At 61.7% G+C, this 14,924-nt stretch carries 16 protein-coding genes; 11 read left to right on the top strand and 5 right to left on the bottom strand.

From position 1 onward, the window contains the following. Nucleotides 1–87: 87 nt before the first annotated feature. The 10 genes from ACT6VE_RS10390 (at nucleotide 88) to ACT6VE_RS10435 (ending at nucleotide 8,422) form a co-directional block, all read left to right on the top strand. Nucleotides 88–1,326 (top strand): hypothetical protein, encoded by a 1,239-nt coding sequence (locus ACT6VE_RS10390; RefSeq protein WP_444798536.1) that lies wholly within the window; start codon nucleotides 88–90, stop codon nucleotides 1,324–1,326. 43 nt (nucleotides 1,327–1,369) lie between these two features. Further along, nucleotides 1,370–3,508 carry a type III secretion system export apparatus subunit SctV gene (gene sctV / locus ACT6VE_RS10395; protein WP_444798537.1) on the top strand — a complete coding sequence of 713 codons (2,139 nt, stop codon included), beginning with the start codon at nucleotides 1,370–1,372 and terminating at the stop codon, nucleotides 3,506–3,508. Continuing rightward, on the top strand, nucleotides 3,505–4,647 hold the full coding sequence (locus ACT6VE_RS10400; RefSeq protein ID WP_444798538.1) for a MotA/TolQ/ExbB proton channel family protein: 1,143 nt from the start codon (nucleotides 3,505–3,507) through the stop codon (nucleotides 4,645–4,647). Before sctV ends, ACT6VE_RS10400 begins: the two co-directional genes overlap by 4 nt. Next, complete coding sequence (locus ACT6VE_RS10405; RefSeq protein ID WP_444798539.1) at nucleotides 4,640–5,128, top strand: hypothetical protein; 489 nt, start codon at nucleotides 4,640–4,642, stop codon at nucleotides 5,126–5,128. The genes ACT6VE_RS10400 and ACT6VE_RS10405 overlap by 8 nt, the downstream gene beginning before the upstream one ends. A gap of 17 nt (nucleotides 5,129–5,145) precedes the next feature. After that, a complete protein-coding gene (locus ACT6VE_RS10410; RefSeq protein WP_444798540.1) occupies nucleotides 5,146–5,877 on the top strand; it encodes a hypothetical protein in 732 nt (243 codons plus the stop codon). A gap of 88 nt (nucleotides 5,878–5,965) precedes the next feature. Then, nucleotides 5,966–6,253 carry a hypothetical protein gene (locus tag ACT6VE_RS10415; protein ID WP_444798541.1) on the top strand — a complete coding sequence of 96 codons (288 nt, stop codon included), beginning with the start codon at nucleotides 5,966–5,968 and terminating at the stop codon, nucleotides 6,251–6,253. A gap of 127 nt (nucleotides 6,254–6,380) precedes the next feature. Continuing rightward, nucleotides 6,381–6,794, top strand: coding sequence for a type III secretion system chaperone (locus ACT6VE_RS10420; RefSeq protein ID WP_444798542.1), 414 nt, complete (start codon nucleotides 6,381–6,383; stop codon nucleotides 6,792–6,794). Nucleotides 6,795–6,842: 48 nt separating this feature from the next. After that, on the top strand, nucleotides 6,843–7,778 hold the full coding sequence (locus ACT6VE_RS10425; protein ID WP_444798543.1) for an ADP-ribosyltransferase: 936 nt from the start codon (nucleotides 6,843–6,845) through the stop codon (nucleotides 7,776–7,778). Nucleotide 7,779: 1 nt separating this feature from the next. Next, on the top strand, nucleotides 7,780–7,959 hold the full coding sequence (locus ACT6VE_RS10430) for a hypothetical protein (protein ID WP_444798544.1): 180 nt from the start codon (nucleotides 7,780–7,782) through the stop codon (nucleotides 7,957–7,959). Between the two features lie 4 nt (nucleotides 7,960–7,963). Continuing rightward, nucleotides 7,964–8,422 carry a type III secretion system chaperone gene (locus ACT6VE_RS10435; protein WP_444798545.1) on the top strand — a complete coding sequence of 153 codons (459 nt, stop codon included), beginning with the start codon at nucleotides 7,964–7,966 and terminating at the stop codon, nucleotides 8,420–8,422. A 50-nt stretch (nucleotides 8,423–8,472) separates the two neighbouring features. Here ACT6VE_RS10435 and ACT6VE_RS10440 read toward each other — a convergent pair whose 3' ends face one another. The 5 genes from ACT6VE_RS10440 to ACT6VE_RS10460 all read right to left on the bottom strand — a co-directional run bounded on the left by ACT6VE_RS10440 (nucleotide 8,473) and on the right by ACT6VE_RS10460 (nucleotide 11,673). Continuing rightward, the gene (locus tag ACT6VE_RS10440; RefSeq protein ID WP_444798546.1) at nucleotides 8,473–8,850 is read right to left on the bottom strand and encodes a hypothetical protein; all 378 of its coding nucleotides are present in this window, start codon (nucleotides 8,848–8,850) and stop codon (nucleotides 8,473–8,475) included. Between the two features lie 166 nt (nucleotides 8,851–9,016). Then, a complete protein-coding gene (locus tag ACT6VE_RS10445; RefSeq protein ID WP_444798547.1) occupies nucleotides 9,017–10,195 on the bottom strand; it encodes an HrpJ domain-containing protein in 1,179 nt (392 codons plus the stop codon). Between the two features lie 112 nt (nucleotides 10,196–10,307). Beyond that, entirely contained in the window at nucleotides 10,308–10,634 is a 327-nt protein-coding gene (locus ACT6VE_RS10450; protein WP_444798548.1) for an EscF/YscF/HrpA family type III secretion system needle major subunit, read from the bottom strand. Then, a complete protein-coding gene (locus ACT6VE_RS10455; protein WP_444798549.1) occupies nucleotides 10,635–10,919 on the bottom strand; it encodes a hypothetical protein in 285 nt (94 codons plus the stop codon). A 16-nt stretch (nucleotides 10,920–10,935) separates the two neighbouring features. Further along, nucleotides 10,936–11,673: a Crp/Fnr family transcriptional regulator gene (locus ACT6VE_RS10460; RefSeq protein ID WP_444798550.1), complete on the bottom strand. Its 738-nt coding sequence runs from the start codon at nucleotides 11,671–11,673 to the stop codon at nucleotides 10,936–10,938. A 377-nt stretch (nucleotides 11,674–12,050) separates the two neighbouring features. Between ACT6VE_RS10460 and ACT6VE_RS10465 the strand changes: the two genes are divergently transcribed. After that, the gene (locus tag ACT6VE_RS10465) at nucleotides 12,051–14,840 is read left to right on the top strand and encodes an FHA domain-containing protein (protein WP_444798551.1); all 2,790 of its coding nucleotides are present in this window, start codon (nucleotides 12,051–12,053) and stop codon (nucleotides 14,838–14,840) included. The last annotated feature ends 84 nt before the right edge of the window (nucleotides 14,841–14,924 follow it).

Consider the following 14,924-nt stretch of genomic DNA (forward strand, 5'->3'; position numbering starts at 1 on the left):
GGATCAGTCATCTTCGACACAGATGGCGCCGATAACTGCCGCTAAGCTCGTTCCCAGCAATAGCCATCCTGCGGAATTGAGGCCAGAATGTCGACGATCGCGCCATCCATTCTCCCCGGCTCCGGAGCTTTACCGGGCGCGGCACCTGCCGATGTTCAGATTGCCGGTAAAACCGATGCCCAGCAGAGCTATACGCCACTCTGGCTGGTCGGAACCGGCTCGAGCCAGGGCCTGTTTCAGAGCCTGGGCATCCGAACACCGAACCCTATCGGCGACATTGCGGCGCTGTTGTCCCAGGTCACGCTTAACCTTGAACTCTCGGACGGCGAAGGCCGCAAGGACAATGCCCTTGCGGGTCTTGCAAGCCTCGCCTCCGCGCTCTCGGCCTTCGGTCTGGACGCCATGCGCGAGACTGCCGAAAACCAACGGACCGGAAAAGAAACATCGAGCGGCACGCTGAAGGACCTTCGCGACAAATCGGCGCCACTGATATCCGAGCGCAACGCCGAAAATACCAAGATCGCCGACTTCAAGGGCAAGATCGCGACCCTCACCACACAGCTTCAAAACCCGAACCTCACGCCGGCCGAGCGGACGCAGCTTCAGGGACAGCTCACCACCGCGCAGACCGGGCTCAATGCCGCTTTGACGAAACGCGAGGGGATCGACATCAAGCTGGCAAACGTGCTGATCGACAGCCTGGACCAGCAGATCTCCGACGTCGAGGCCAGCTTGAAGCGGCTGAAGCCCGGGTCTGATGAGGCGGGTGAGGCATCCGCCCTGCTTGCCTCCCTGACGAGCCAGCTCGGCACCGCCGAAACCCGGCTGACGGCATTCGTCAACGGGCCGCGCACGGAAGCAACGCGCACGGCCTTTTCCAACAGCACCATCGCGGCGCTGAACAGCGCGACCACGGCGCTGGCATCGCGGCTGGACAAGGACGAAAAATCCTACCTCAAGACCACAAAGGACCTGGAGGAACTGACATTCCAGGCGACGGCATCGGCAGCCAACGCGCTCGCGGCCTATCGCTCCGGCCGCCTGCAGCAGGATGTTGACGACACCGATCAGAACAAGGGGTTCGAGCAGATTTTCGGGTCCGTGAGCGAACGAACGCGGGAGGCCGGAAGCAAGATCACCGCGACGATGGAGACATTGCGCAAGCGGCTTGGCGACCTGCAGGACGACAGCCGGAGCCGCACCATCGAACAGTCGGCGCAGGCGCTGCTCGCCACTCTCGCCACGGTCGTCGGCGCCATGTCGGATGCCGATCAAACGGTTCCGACCGCACCGGTCGTTGCCAACCGCTTCCGCCTGGACATCTGAAATCTCTCCGGCCCGATCCTGACGGGATGGTCAAAGGAATTGTATGCAGCGTTTTTTGATCGCGCTCTCCAAGCGAAACGACCTCCTGCTGGCGGTCCTGCTGGTCAGCATCATTTTCATGATGATCCTGCCGCTGCCGACGGCGCTGGTCGACGGATTGATTGCCATCAACCTAACCCTGACCGTTATTCTGCTGATGGCCGCAGTCTACCTGTCAGACGTGACGCAGCTTTCCGCATTTCCGTCCATTCTGCTGCTCAGCACGCTGTTCCGCCTCGCCCTCTCTATCTCCACGACACGCCTCATCCTTCTGCAGGGGGACGCCGGCCATATCGTCGAAACCTTCGGCAAGTTCGTCGTCGGCGGCAACCTTATCGTCGGCATGGTCGTCTTCCTCATCCTGACGATCGTCAACTTCCTGGTGATCACCAAGGGTTCGGAGCGTGTCGCGGAAGTGTCGGCGCGTTTCTCGCTGGATTCGATGCCCGGCAAGCAGATGTCGATCGACAGCGACATGCGCGCCGGCCTGATCGAACTCGATGAGGCGAAGCGACGCCGCAACAAGCTGGAGCAGGAAAGCCAGCTCTACGGCGCCATGGATGGCGCCATGAAGTTCGTCAAGGGCGATGCCATCGCCAGCATCATCATCATTTTCGTCAATCTGATCGGCGGCATCAGCATCGGCGTGTTCCAGCGCGGCCTTGAGGCCGGGGAAGCCCTGAACCTCTACGCACTTCTGACGATCGGCGACGGCCTGATCGCCCAGATTCCGGCCCTCTTCGTTTCGATAACGGCCGGCTTCATCGTCACGCGCGTTGCCTCCGAAGACAACAGCGATCTTGGCAGCGACATTGCCAGCCAATTGATCAGCCAGCCGAAGGCGCTGATGATCACGTCCGCGATCCTCGCGATCTTCGCGGTCGTGCCCGGCTTTCCCTGGCACATCTTCCTGATCCTGTCGGTTATCGTCGGCGGCGGCGGCTATCTCCTCGCACGCAAGGCGTCGCGCAAGACCGCCACACGCAGATCAGCGGAAATGCCGTCGCTCGCCAGCGATCTGGCGGCAATGTCCGCGCCTCCGACCCTGCCGGACGACCGGGAAGACACGACGCCCGTCGATCCTGTCAATTTTGCGCTGACAGTGCCGCTGATCGTGGACATCGCGGCAACGGTGCGCAACTCGATCCGCCCCGACAAGCTCGACCGCGAGGTCGCAAGAGTGCGGCGAGCGCTCTATTTCGATCTCGGTGTTCCGTTCCCCGGCATCCATCTGCGCCTCAACGAAAACCTCAAGGATGGGGAATATCGCATACTGGTGAACGAGATTCCGGTCGCAGCCGGCCTAGCCCGTCCGGGCTTCGTCATCGTGCGGGAAACCGAAAGCAATCTCGCGATGTTCAATATTCCGTTCGAGCGCGGGCAGGATTTCTTGCCCAACACGCCGAGCCTTTGGGTTGCAACGAAGCATCTGCCCGTGCTCGAGAAGGCGGGCATGCAGGTCATGACTCTGTCGAGCATGCTGACCTACCATCTGGCCCACATCCTGAAAGCGAATGCTCCGGATTTCATCGGCGTTCAGGAGACGATGTTCCTGATCAACCAGATGCAGAAGAATTTTGCCGAGCTGGTGCGCGAGGTCACCCGCCTGCTGCCGATCACGACCATCACCGACGTTCTGCAACGCCTCGTCAGCGAGGAAATATCGATCCGCGATTTCAGGACAGTGCTGGAAGCGCTCGTCACCTGGGGGCAGCGCGAAAAGGACGCCATCATCCTGTCCGAACATGTCCGGGGTGCGCTCAGCCGCTACATCACGCACAAATTTTCCGGCGGACAGAATATCCTTCCCGCTTACCTGGTCTCCAAGGAAATCGAGGACGCCGTGCGCGGCGCTATCCGGCAGACAAGCGGCGCATCCTATCTTGCCCTGTCGCCCGACATCCATCGCGAACTGATCGCCAGCATCAAGAACGTCGTCGGCATCCGCAAGAGCGCTGCCGCCGGCGCCTCTCCCGTTATCCTTGCGCCGATGGATATCCGGCGCTTCATGCGCAAGATCGTGGAGCGCGACTTTCCGAACCTGGCCGTCCTGTCCTATCAGGAGCTCACGCCGAGCGCGAACATCCAGCCGCTGGAGCGGATCAGGATGGCGCATCAGAGCCAACTGACCGCCGCCGAATGAAGATGCGGGCGACGGAGACGCAACCGGATGCGGACACTGGCCGGCTGCGCGCCTATCTGCTGTGTCTTACCGTCATGTTCGCGCTCTACTGTGCAATCCACGCCTATGGGCAAGGTTTTCGCGTCTTCGCATTCTGCGCGCTGACCCTCGCCGCATTGGTGGCGAGCGTGCTCCTGCCTGCAACCAACAAGCGCTTCCAGTTACTCGTACGCCTCACCGCGACCACCGCCGGGGCAACCGCGACCCTTGTTCCATTGATGGGCGAGGTTCTGGCCGGCAAGCCATTGGCCGTCGCCGTTCAGGCAGAGCCGGTCTGGCCGCAGATCCTGGTTGCGCTGTTTGCCGCGCGTGTCCTGTCCGAAGCCTGCGACCTGCGTTTTTCAGCCCTGTGGCGCGACCCGCTCGGCAGCAGCATCGCCAGCACGCAATCCATGTCCGCGGCCATCCTGCTCGGTTGCTGCCTCACACTGGTCTTCTACCAGTTTACCGGCAGTATTTCGATCGCACCGGACCGGCTGGACCCGTTGGCGATCGTCATCCGTGCCTTCACCGGGGCCACGATCATCCACGCCGCGATCATCCTGCTCTTTTTCGTCGTTGCCGCCGCCACCCTGGATGCCGCATTGCTCGCCCGCCAGGACAGCATGGCGCTCGCCAGCCTGCGCGCCCTGTGCCGCCGGCATCTGGCCGAAGCTGGTGGCCTCACCAAGGCACAGCTCGGCCATCTGGCGGGCACCGCTTTGCCCCAATACGCACATACGCGCAGCCTCAATCTCGTTTGCGAAGCCGTGCGGAATCGGGACCATCCGATCGCGCGCCGCTCGCTCGAAGCCTTTCATGCCGCTTCGCGGCATCTGGTCCGCGCCCTTCTTGCCTTCATCCCGCTTCTGGGTTTTCTCGGCACGGTCATTGGGCTGACGGCGGCGGTCGGTGGGTTGCCCAATGAACTGAACGCACCCGGCAGCGGCAATCTCGACATTGGCGCAAGCCTCCTCGGGCTCGCCGTAAAGTTCGAGACGACGCTGCTGGGGCTGACGGGCGCGCTGATTGCCTCGCTCCTCCTCGCTTTCCTGGAGAAACGCGAAGGCGAGATTGCCGCGGAATGTCTTCATCTCGTCGAAACGCTTCCCGATGAATGATCACGACGGCCCGCTGGACCTGCCCGCCTCGATGGCGGACATTTTTCTGGCACTGGTCGCCGTCGTCATCCTGATGCTGCTCTCCTTGCTTCCCGCGCTCCAGAAGCCGGGCGGGCTCGCCACCCAGCGACCTTCTGCACTCTCCTGGAACGAGATTGTCATCGATGGTGAGAAACCAGCCGTCTATGTCGCGGTGGGTGCCGGCATTGAGGTTGCCGACACCGAAACGCGGATCGGGCTTGATGACGTCCTGCAAAACCAGGCGCTGCTGGATGGTCTCCGGACCGCAGCGCAAGAACGCAGCATCCTTCTTGTCGTTCAGCCGGATGGACAGGAGAGCGCCTTTCTCTTCGCATCCTTGATGGGCACACTCAGCGCCGCTGAATTCTACCAGCTTCGGGTCGATTCCGGCTGCATCTATGTTCTCGACCCCAAACGCGCGGACCTCTGCCGGTCCTCGGCGGGGGCAGAGGTGCGATGATCGCGTGGCGGATAAACATGACCGTCCTGACCGACCTGTCGGCGAGCATGTTTGCCGCCTGCTTCATGATCCTGCTGATTTTTCTGAGCCTCGTCCAGAAGGGTGAACCGGCATCGCCCGCGCCGCGCGCCTTCGAAGCCAAACAGGCATTCATGGTGACGAGACAGCAGGTTCTCGCCCCCGCCGCCATGATCGACCACCTGTTCGCCCACGGCCGTAGCGGCACCAGCCTCGACCTGTTCGCGGATCGCGTCGAAATAAGCAACGCGGGCCGAAAAGAGGTTTGGCAGCTTTCGGGCAGCGATCTCGTTTCCAGACTTGCCGACCTTACCCCGGTCGACGACCCCGTCCGCCTGCAGGTCTTCTCACATGCCTTTTACAATCAGGTTGCGGGTGCCCTCGAAGCCGGTGGAACGGCGTTCACCGAACTGACCGTGCCCGCAGCGCTGCGTGATCCAGAACGGCAAAGCCTCGCCTGGGTTCCGGCTTTTCTTCAGCTCCGTGAAACATCCGCCGACCGCCAGTCCTTCCGCATCGGCCTTGCCGCTTTGTTGCACGGAGCCGCCGAACACGCGCCCGGTACAGGCGCCACAGCCATCGCCCGGCCAACGACGTCGCCGACGCAGAGCCTGCTCGATCGGCTCGCAGACTGGATCGACCGCGTCACGGGGATCTTCTTTCTTTTGGCGGGGTTCGCCTGCGTGGCTTGGATCGAGAGGCGACGCTTCAGTGCCGTACATGACACATGACGAGGCCGGATCGCCCTATCTTGCGGGGGGTCGCGATCCTCGTTCCCGATACCGCGGGACCTGTCGCTGCACCAGCGGGAGATAGGCAATGGTCGATTCAGTTCAACGTTCAAGCAGCATTCCGGTGCCGGATTTCGTAACGGCGAAGGGGAGCAGGGATCCCTTGCCGCTTACCTCACCCGCCGAGCGTACCAAGGTGGGCGACAAGGCCAATCGGGCAAACAGCCAGACCAGCCGGGACGCATTCGAGGACTATCTCAACCAATCCGGCATCTCCTCCCTTGAGCAGGCCCAGAAGGGCGGAACGTTCGATCCGGTGAACGACATCGTCGCAAACAGCGTCTACACGCAGCCCAAGGACAAGACCCAGTACTGAAACCGGCCACCGGCGTTGCGCAGGGTCTCATCCCGGTCTGATCGACAAATCGGTCCCGCTGTACCATTCGTCACCAACGCTGCTGCCGAACCAGACTACTGCTTGCCTAGGTAGAGGAGATGGCGGCATGGCGAACCCGGCGACTGAAAACACACTCGCTCTGGCACTCGAGGAAAAGCTCGGTACCCGCATTGGCGAGATGCCCACCGACCGCATCGTCATCCACTTCGCAGATGGCGGCCTCTCGGAAGCGCACTTCCAGCCGAATGGCCGGGAAGTGCTGTTGAGCGCCCCGATCGGCAACGCCCATCGGGGCGTGCCAGCTCCGATTCTTCGCGGCCTGCTGGCGCACAATGCGCCGGGGGACACGCTTGCCGGCGGCACGCTGCGCGCGCGGCCGGATGGGGAAACGCTGGAGGTGGCGGACATGCTTCCGCTGGCTCTCGGCGCGGACGCAATCGCCAACATCATGATCAACCAAGTCAACGCAGCCTCGGCGATTTCTCGTCAGATCGCAGAACAGATCGCCGCATCGGCTTGATGCCGAGGCCCAGCCGCAAGGCAACGTGCAAAACAGGGAGAGCAGCAAGTGTCAGTCGCAATTGGCGCCCATCGTGGCGTCGCCGCCCTTCAACCTGGCCAGAACCAGGACAATGCCGACCTCCGGTCCACGCTCAAGGAGGGTCTGCGGACGATCGGCAACAGGATCAGCGAATTCGGCGTCAAACTCTCTACATACTTCACGCCGATCGATGTCACCCAGACCCGCGCCAATTTTACGCCCGGCGCTCCAAGCGCCCCGATCGTCCCGCGCGTCCATGTAGAGGCGGGCTACCTCAAAACATTCAAGGAAGAATCCCAGAAAAGCGACCTGTATAATTTGCTGCCCTCGACGAATGCCGAGAATGGCGCCTTGATAGATCCGCATTTGAACAGGGAAAAATTCGACGAAAACGTCCACAAGATCCTGACATCACCCAAGGCGCTTGCGGTAATGATCGAAAACAAGCTGACGATTACCGAAGCAGTTGCCATCAGGATGTACACGACAGGTGGGTTTACGACGGTAAACGCGAACCTCCGTGGCGAGGTCAGAGACCAAGCGACCGACGAATTGACGAAGCAGTTCACGAATGGCCTTGCAAAGCTGCCCTCTTTTGACGGCAACCCGATTACCGGCCCGGGTGGAAAAACATATCACCAGTGCTTCCGTGGTTTCAATTTCAACAACAATACGGTGAATTTGATGGAGAAGGGCACGGGATTTGGCGACAGAGGTATAATGTCGACCAGCTCCGATCCATCCAAGGATTTTCAATATAACGGTGTGTTGACTGTTCTCCTGAAACCTGGATCCCAGGGCAAGGATATCTCCATGTTCTCTCAATTTTCATCGGCAGAAGCCGAAGTCGCGTTCCCGCCGGATGTAACGTTCAAGGTGGTGGATCGCGTTAAGACAGAACATGAGGACATAACGGTAAACCCCAACAGAGTACGTCATAACGTACTCCTGAAGGAGGTTTGAAATGGCTGACGAGATGGACGAGGATCTGAACTCACCGGAGTGGCAGGACTTCGCGGCAAGGCTGCTCAAGGAGCACCGCGAAACGCCGAAGACATCCATTGCGAGCCCCTCCTTCCTCGCGCGCATGACGTCCTCGGCGACGGAGCCGGATGGCGCCGAACCAACCGGAGAGAAGGACTGACACGATGCAGTTGAGCACAAGGGCCGAGGGGCTCGTCGCCGAACTGGCGCGCCAGCAAGGCCTGTCCGAACTCGGTTTCAACGAGAACGGACACATCCCGATCCGGCTTGACGGGCAGATGGAGATCGCGATCGGCTATAGCCCGGCCAATGACGCCCTATTCCTGATCGGCATTGTCGATCCAGCACCCGATATGGATACACTCGCGGCATGGGACCTGTTTTCCCGCAACACGGAACTAGCGGAACGCCGAACCCGGCTCGCCATCGAGCCGACCTCGCGCGCCCTGATCCTGGTGCGGGACAGCTACGTCAATGATCTCGAATATTACCAGTTCAGCCGCATGATGGATCAATTCGTCATCGACCTCGAAGGCGTCATGAGCGACGCAGGCCGTAGCAGGATGACGGCATCCGCGGCGCCAAGCCCGGACATCGCCGACTACATGATCTTCAGACCCTGACCCCCATTCCGCCGCGCCAGCTGGAACGCCTTGCACGCACGACCGGACCTTCAGGCAATGGCCGCGCGGGCGGCGAGCAATTGCTGCAGACAGGTTTCGATCTGCGGCAGGTTCATGTCCTGCTCGCCAATCTTCACGACCAGCATCGCCCCGCCGTCACTGGTCACGCCAACCGACAGGAAGCGACCGCTCGACCGTTCTGGCCCTGCCAGCTGCATGAGCCGAAATTCGGCTTCTTCGTTGAGGAACGACGTCGAGACGTGAAGGCTGAGCAGCGTCGCATCGCCCGCGGGCGTGGACGTGAAAGTCAACGTCCCCGAATGCTGGAAGGCGAAACTGTAGCTGCCATCGGCAGCGGCGCGCGCCGCGATGTTCATGCTTGCCGCGAACGCGTCGATCGTACGGACGACCTGATTGGAAAATGCCATCCTCACCCACTCTCACTCTGCCCGCACAGGCGGGTGCCCACGGCGCTGTCCAACCCCGTTGCACTAGAGCATTTCCAGCCGAAGCGGCATCGCTTCGGCGTCGGATAATGCGATAAAAACAATAGCCTAGAAAATTTCCAGTGAACCAGATTTCACCGGAAATGCTCTAGTGCAGCGAACTGCCCGCGTATTCCCGTTCCTCTTCCGAAACGAGCATATCCAGCATGCCGACGATTGCAGCACCCTGTTGCAGACGGGCCTGCGGCGAAGGCGCGATCCCGTCCGGTATTTCGCCGTGCAACGCGCGCAGGCCGTTTGCAAAGGCGACCTGTGTTGCCAGCGAGCATTCGCCGTAGCGCGAGAGCATGGCGCGGGCATCCAGGGGCCCCGGAGACACATTCGAGGCGAAGGTCAGGATATTGCCCGTCATATCGATCGCGTCGCCGGCCGGACGTTCGCCCGGTTGCAGAAGCCGGTCGGTCGTCTGCATCAGGGTGAGCGAGGCATCCACCATGCTCTGCATCTTCTTGAGCCGTTGCAGTTCCGTAATCAGAGCGTGCAGATAGGCGGGATCGGTCGAGGGGCCTGTGCTGGCGAGATCCCGGCCAGCCGCGTCCATGAAGGCTGTCACCGTCTCGCTGAAATTGCTGAGAATGTCGAAATCCCGGAACGTCGCAAAAAGCTGGCCCATGTTCTGTGTTTCGCGCAGCATGGCACGATAGGTCTCGCGTGCTGCCGCCGGATCGCTCTGTAGCGAGACCGAAGCCTGCGAGCCGACAAAGCCGGCGCGAACCTCACGGCCCAGATCGCCCTTGCCAAACTCGGCATGTGCCTCGTCCAGCAACATCTGGAATGCGTTGCTGGCACCGGTGACCGAAAAGAATTCGCGCGCGACGTCGAGGGCCGCGTACTGGTGCGTGACGTCCAGATCGAATTCCCGCAACTTGGCAAGGATGTCGTCCTTGGTGAGGCCGCCGCCAGCCCCGCCGCCCTCGTCCATGAGCCGCTCGAAACCCTGGAGCGTTTCGACAAGGTTGCGCAGCTCCGACTCCCGCGGCATATCCGGGAGCTTGTCATAGTAGTCGGCAATTCGCGCCAGAGCTTGCAGGCTAGCGGACTGGCCCTGGCGCACCTCGCGGCGATCGAGGCTGCGCTTGTCGGCGCGATGGGCAACCGACATGCCAAGCTCTTCCGTGGCATCCTGCAATTTTGATGCTTCGGACGAGACCGTGACGCTTTCTCCGCGATAATTGCCCCGGACCTCGCGGGCGACCTCGGCGCCGACCGGCGACGTCACGTTCAATGCAGCGAGATTCTGCCTCAGCGTTTCAATCGCACCCGACATCGTCATCCCTCCTGCGAATTTTAGCCTTGCGAGGTATCCTTGCGCGCGGCGCAAGGCATCCGGCAGGGTCCTCCCCTGCCAGGTGCTACGCGAGCGGTCTGCCGCGTGTCGATCAGGCGACGTTGCGCGCGATGCTCTTCAGCGTATCGGCAACCGTCTTCAGCATGTTGGTGCGAAGATTGCTGACAGCCGACCAGGTGTTCATCGCCATCTGCATGGAGAACATCTTCTCGGTATCCGAGAGGTTGGCATTCTGCTCGATCGAGCGGATGTCTTCCTCGATGGCGCCCATCTGCTCCTGCAATTTCTGCTGGCGCCAGATCAGGTCGAAGCCGTTCTTGTTGACGTAATCCACCGGGGTAAACGAGTAGACGCCCGCGCCGGGCGTCGTCTGCGTATCTTCAAACGTCTTGACATATATGCCAGCTGTTCCAGCCATTTACTGTCTCCCGCTTCTTTCCGTTTCGATTGCCATGCGCCCATCACCTGCGCGCAATTTCACGAGCAACGACATGATCGTCGTTGCCGAACCGAGAGCCTCAGACACCGCTCTGAACCCCTCATAGACGTCCTGCCCGACCCCTTTGCCGATCTCGCGATCGACCGTCTCCTTCAACATGAGAAGACGCTGCAGCGTGTTTCCTGCAAACTCTGCTCCGTCGTGTTCGGAAAGCCGATCCGCAAGATCCGTGAATGTGAACGACACATCTGGTTCCAGGCTCATTGGTAGCGCCTCCGTTTCATGAATCCTGTCTCAAACGTGACAGGTCGTCTTCAAGAGCGATCGCCTCCAGGCCCGGGCGGTCCAGAATGAGGATGTTCCGGCTCTGGATGGCGATGTATCCGTCACGCTCCCAGCTCTTGAGCGCCCTGTTCACATTCCCGCGGGCGCCGCGCGCAATCAGCCCGAGGTCGGACTGGGTGATGAATGCGCGCACCCGCAGGACTGTCCGGCCCATATAGTGGGTGCGATCGTTGAGACCGTCCGCGACCCTTAGGAGACATTGGGACAAACGTGACTGCAATGTCTTGAGGCCGAGGATGCGGGTCAGGGAAATGTAGGAACGATAGCGATTGGCGATGGTGCGCGCGAGCGCGAGATTAAGATCGGGATGGCGCTGCGCGAGCGCGTGGAAGGCCGTCGCCGGAATGCAGTAGATGGAACCGGCGCCAATCGCCGTCGCCATGTCATAGTGCTGGCCGCCGTGGAACACGCCAAGTTCCCCAAAACTCTCGCCGGGCGGAAGCACGCCGAAAAGGATCGGAGAGCCGTCTTCCAGAAGATAGGAGAGGCGGATATGCCCCGAGCGCACGAAAAACAGGAAGTCGGCTTCGTCCTCCTGAAGGTAGATGAATTCGTTCGGCGCCAGCATTCGATAGGATGCCGCCTGTTCGAGCGCGCGACAAACCTCGTCTGCCAGCGAACCGAAGGCAGAGATCGAGAAATGCGGCATCTGGCTGAGGCGGTTCGCTGTCACGGGCGTCGCAACCCGCAAGGCGAGGAGACCACGACCGGCCTCGACGCGGTGGCCAAGCGCCTTACCCGGGAGCGCTCTCCTCTCGCATATTCAGGATCGATGCCCATTCATTCCTCGGCTTGGTGCGACCCGGGTCCGCCATGGACCTGATCCGCAATCGCGCGGAATTTTAGGGGAAAGCGGATCTCAAACGCCATGACCATCCGCCTCAACCTCTTGACTGTCCGACCCAACTTCGCGTCTTCCCGCCCGATATCGTTGACTTTTTTCGAGCACTGCTGACTTTGGATCGGGCGAAGGAAGCGCGACGAGCGATTTTTCCTCGGAACGGGACAAGCAGGACCGGCGACCCGCCCGACTGTCGAAGGAAAGTCGTTATGGCCGCAAGTGGATCTGCCGATATCGTTCTCAAGATCTTGAGCGGCGTCCAGTCCGGCGTCGATATCGTGCTGGCTGAAGGCGAGTATGCCGTCGGCTCGGGTAGCGCCGACGATATCCAGATCTTCGACGTCAGCCTGTCTGCCGCGCATCTGCGCATCGTCATTCGCCAGGGCAAGATCGAGATCGCCGGAGGCACAGGCTCGCTCAAGACGGGCAACGGCTTTGCACTCGAAGCTGGCGGCGACTTTCAAGAGATTGAGCCGCTCGACATCGTAACCGCCGGCACGTCCCGATTTGCCCTCGGTCCAACGACCGCAAACTGGTCGTCGGTCGTTGACGTCGGCGGGCTTTCAGAACAGTCGCCCGCAACGCCGCCAAAACCCGGCGCCTTGAGCGATCTCGCAATCCTGTTTTCGCGCCCCGGCAGGAAGGCGCTGCTCCCCGTGGCAGCCGTGCTTCTGCTCGCCATGGCAGTGTTCGCGATGAGCTATAGCCTCGGCTGGGACAAGACGCCGGAAAGGCAGGAAGCGGTGAGGACGGACCTTGAGCTTGTCGATGCCTCGCTCGGCAAATTTCCCTTTGCGAAACGCCTGGCGACCCGGCAGGAAATTGACGGCACTGTCTTCGTCACCGGCTACGTCACCTCGCCGGTGGAGCGCCGTGCGGCGCTGGCCGCGATCCGCGACGCCGGTATTGCGGCAAGGGTCCGGATCTCCGTGACGGACTTGATCCGCAACGAGGTTGCGAACTTCCTGGACTCCGAAAGCTCAGGCCTGACCTTCGCGCTGTCGGATACGGGCGTGTTGTCCCTAGACGGCGTCATGCTCGATGCCGACCGCCTGAATCAGCTGACCGAGACGCTTAAGGAGCGCGTCATGGGTGTGGCGTCGATCACATCGAATGTGCGGACCGGAGCGAGCCTGCTCAGCGATGTACAGGCACTTGCCGAGCGGTCGAAGATCGTGCCACTCGTGTTGCTGCGCCGCGACAATGACCTCATCGAGGCCAGCGGCGTTATCCCGACCGATAAGATCGACGCGTGGGCGGGCTTCCTGCAAGCCTATTCCACCCAACTCGCCCCCATCATTCCGTTGCGCTCCCTCGTTTTCCTCCAGGACCCGTCGAAACCGGAGGCCACGATCGGCATTGGCGACGACAAGGCGCTGTATCTTGGTGCCGGCACAGGACAGGGCGGCGATGTGAGCGTGGATGTAAACCGGCTGAAAGCCGGCAGTTTCGATCTGTCGGATATTTTCGTCGGGCAGCCGCGTCAGGTGCCGGGTGTTGGTGCGCTCGGCGCATCCGCTTCCGGCTCGAATGCCGGGGACTTCCCGAACGACGGGAGGCCGACGGTCGAAAATGCCGCCGGCATCGATCTGAAAGCGACCGACGACAAGGCGCCATATCTTGGTCCCGGCACACGGCGGCGCAATGACGTGAACCGACTGAAGGCCGACAATTTCGGTCTGTCGGATGTTTTCGCCGGACAATCGCGTCAGGTACCGGGTGCTGGGGCTCTCGGCCTATCCGTTTCCGGATCGGGTTCCTGCACGGGACAGGGCAGTGATGTGAGCGTGGATGTAAACCGACTGACCGCCGACGGTTCCGCCCGGTCGGATACCCTCGTCGGGAAGCAGCGCCAGATGCCTGGTTCGGAAGCTCTCGGAACTGCCGTTACCAGATCGGAGGCCGGGGGCCTGCCGAGCGACGGGAGGCCGACGGGCGAAAATGCCGACGCCAGTGAGCAGAAAACGACAACCGACAAGGCGCTATACCTCGATCCCGGCACACGACAGGGCGATGATGCAACCCGGCCGACGGCCGACAGTTCCGGCCTGTCGGACATCTTCGGCGGGAAACCGCGCCAGGTAGCTGGGTCGGAGGCTCTCGGAACGTCCGGTTCCACATCGGATGCCGGGGACTTGCCGAACGACGGGCGGCCGACGGGCGAAAATGCCCGCGCCGTCGATCGCGACAGGAAAACGCCGGTCCGCATGGTGGGCACGCCCTTCCTCCCGGCAGCGGAGGATACGGCTTCCTCTCTGCCGATACCGGGTCTTCTCGACAGCGAGAATAGCGACCTTGCGTCCGCATCCCCAGGCATCCTCTCCGAGGACGAGCTGGCAACGATGGCCAGGCGGCTGCTCGAGGACGCAGACAACGGCACGTTCGACGCGAGCGAAAACGGCGCGGCGCTGAAGGACGGGATCAAAGCCCTCGAGGAGGCGGATCCCGATGGCGATAGCGCCGGAAAAACCTCCCTGCCCGCCCGCTATGAGCGCATGCTCGCCAGCCTTCGCAGCACCGAGGCGGATGCGCGGCAATGCTGGCAGGGTTCGCGCCTGACCAGGAGCAACGCGCTCGGCACGTTGTTCTGGCTGGATCTGCTCAGCGTCACCAATCAACTGTCGCTGTCTACGTTCAGCCCGCAATCCCAGGAATTGATGTTCGAAGCTGCTCTCAATCCCGAGATGACGGGGCGTTGCGTGGAGCAGGCGGACGGGACGCGCCCGTCCTCCGTCTATCTGCGGGAAGTCTCGCAGAACCCCGAATTCGTCCGCCACATCCTGCGCGACATCGAACCCTATGCGCTTGATGTCAGCGGCGTCAGCCTGGCGGGCGAACGCTACGTCCAGACCCGCGGTGGCGCGAAACTCCGGCAGGGTGCTGCGCCGGACGAAGGCAGCCGGATCCTGACTGTCGGCGAACTGGGCATGGCGCTGGAGCGGCAGTCCGGTTACGCCTCGGTGATCTTCAACGATACGCTGAACTGGCTGACGCGGTAGCGCTCAAGCTGCTTTGCCCGGATGGGTGCAGATCCAGACAGTATGAAACGGCGGTGCGCCGCAAAATGGAGCCACAGGGCAGGA

The sequence above is a fragment of the Shinella sp. genome (genome assembly GCF_052438155.1).
Classification (GTDB): Bacteria; Pseudomonadota; Alphaproteobacteria; order Rhizobiales; family Rhizobiaceae; genus Shinella.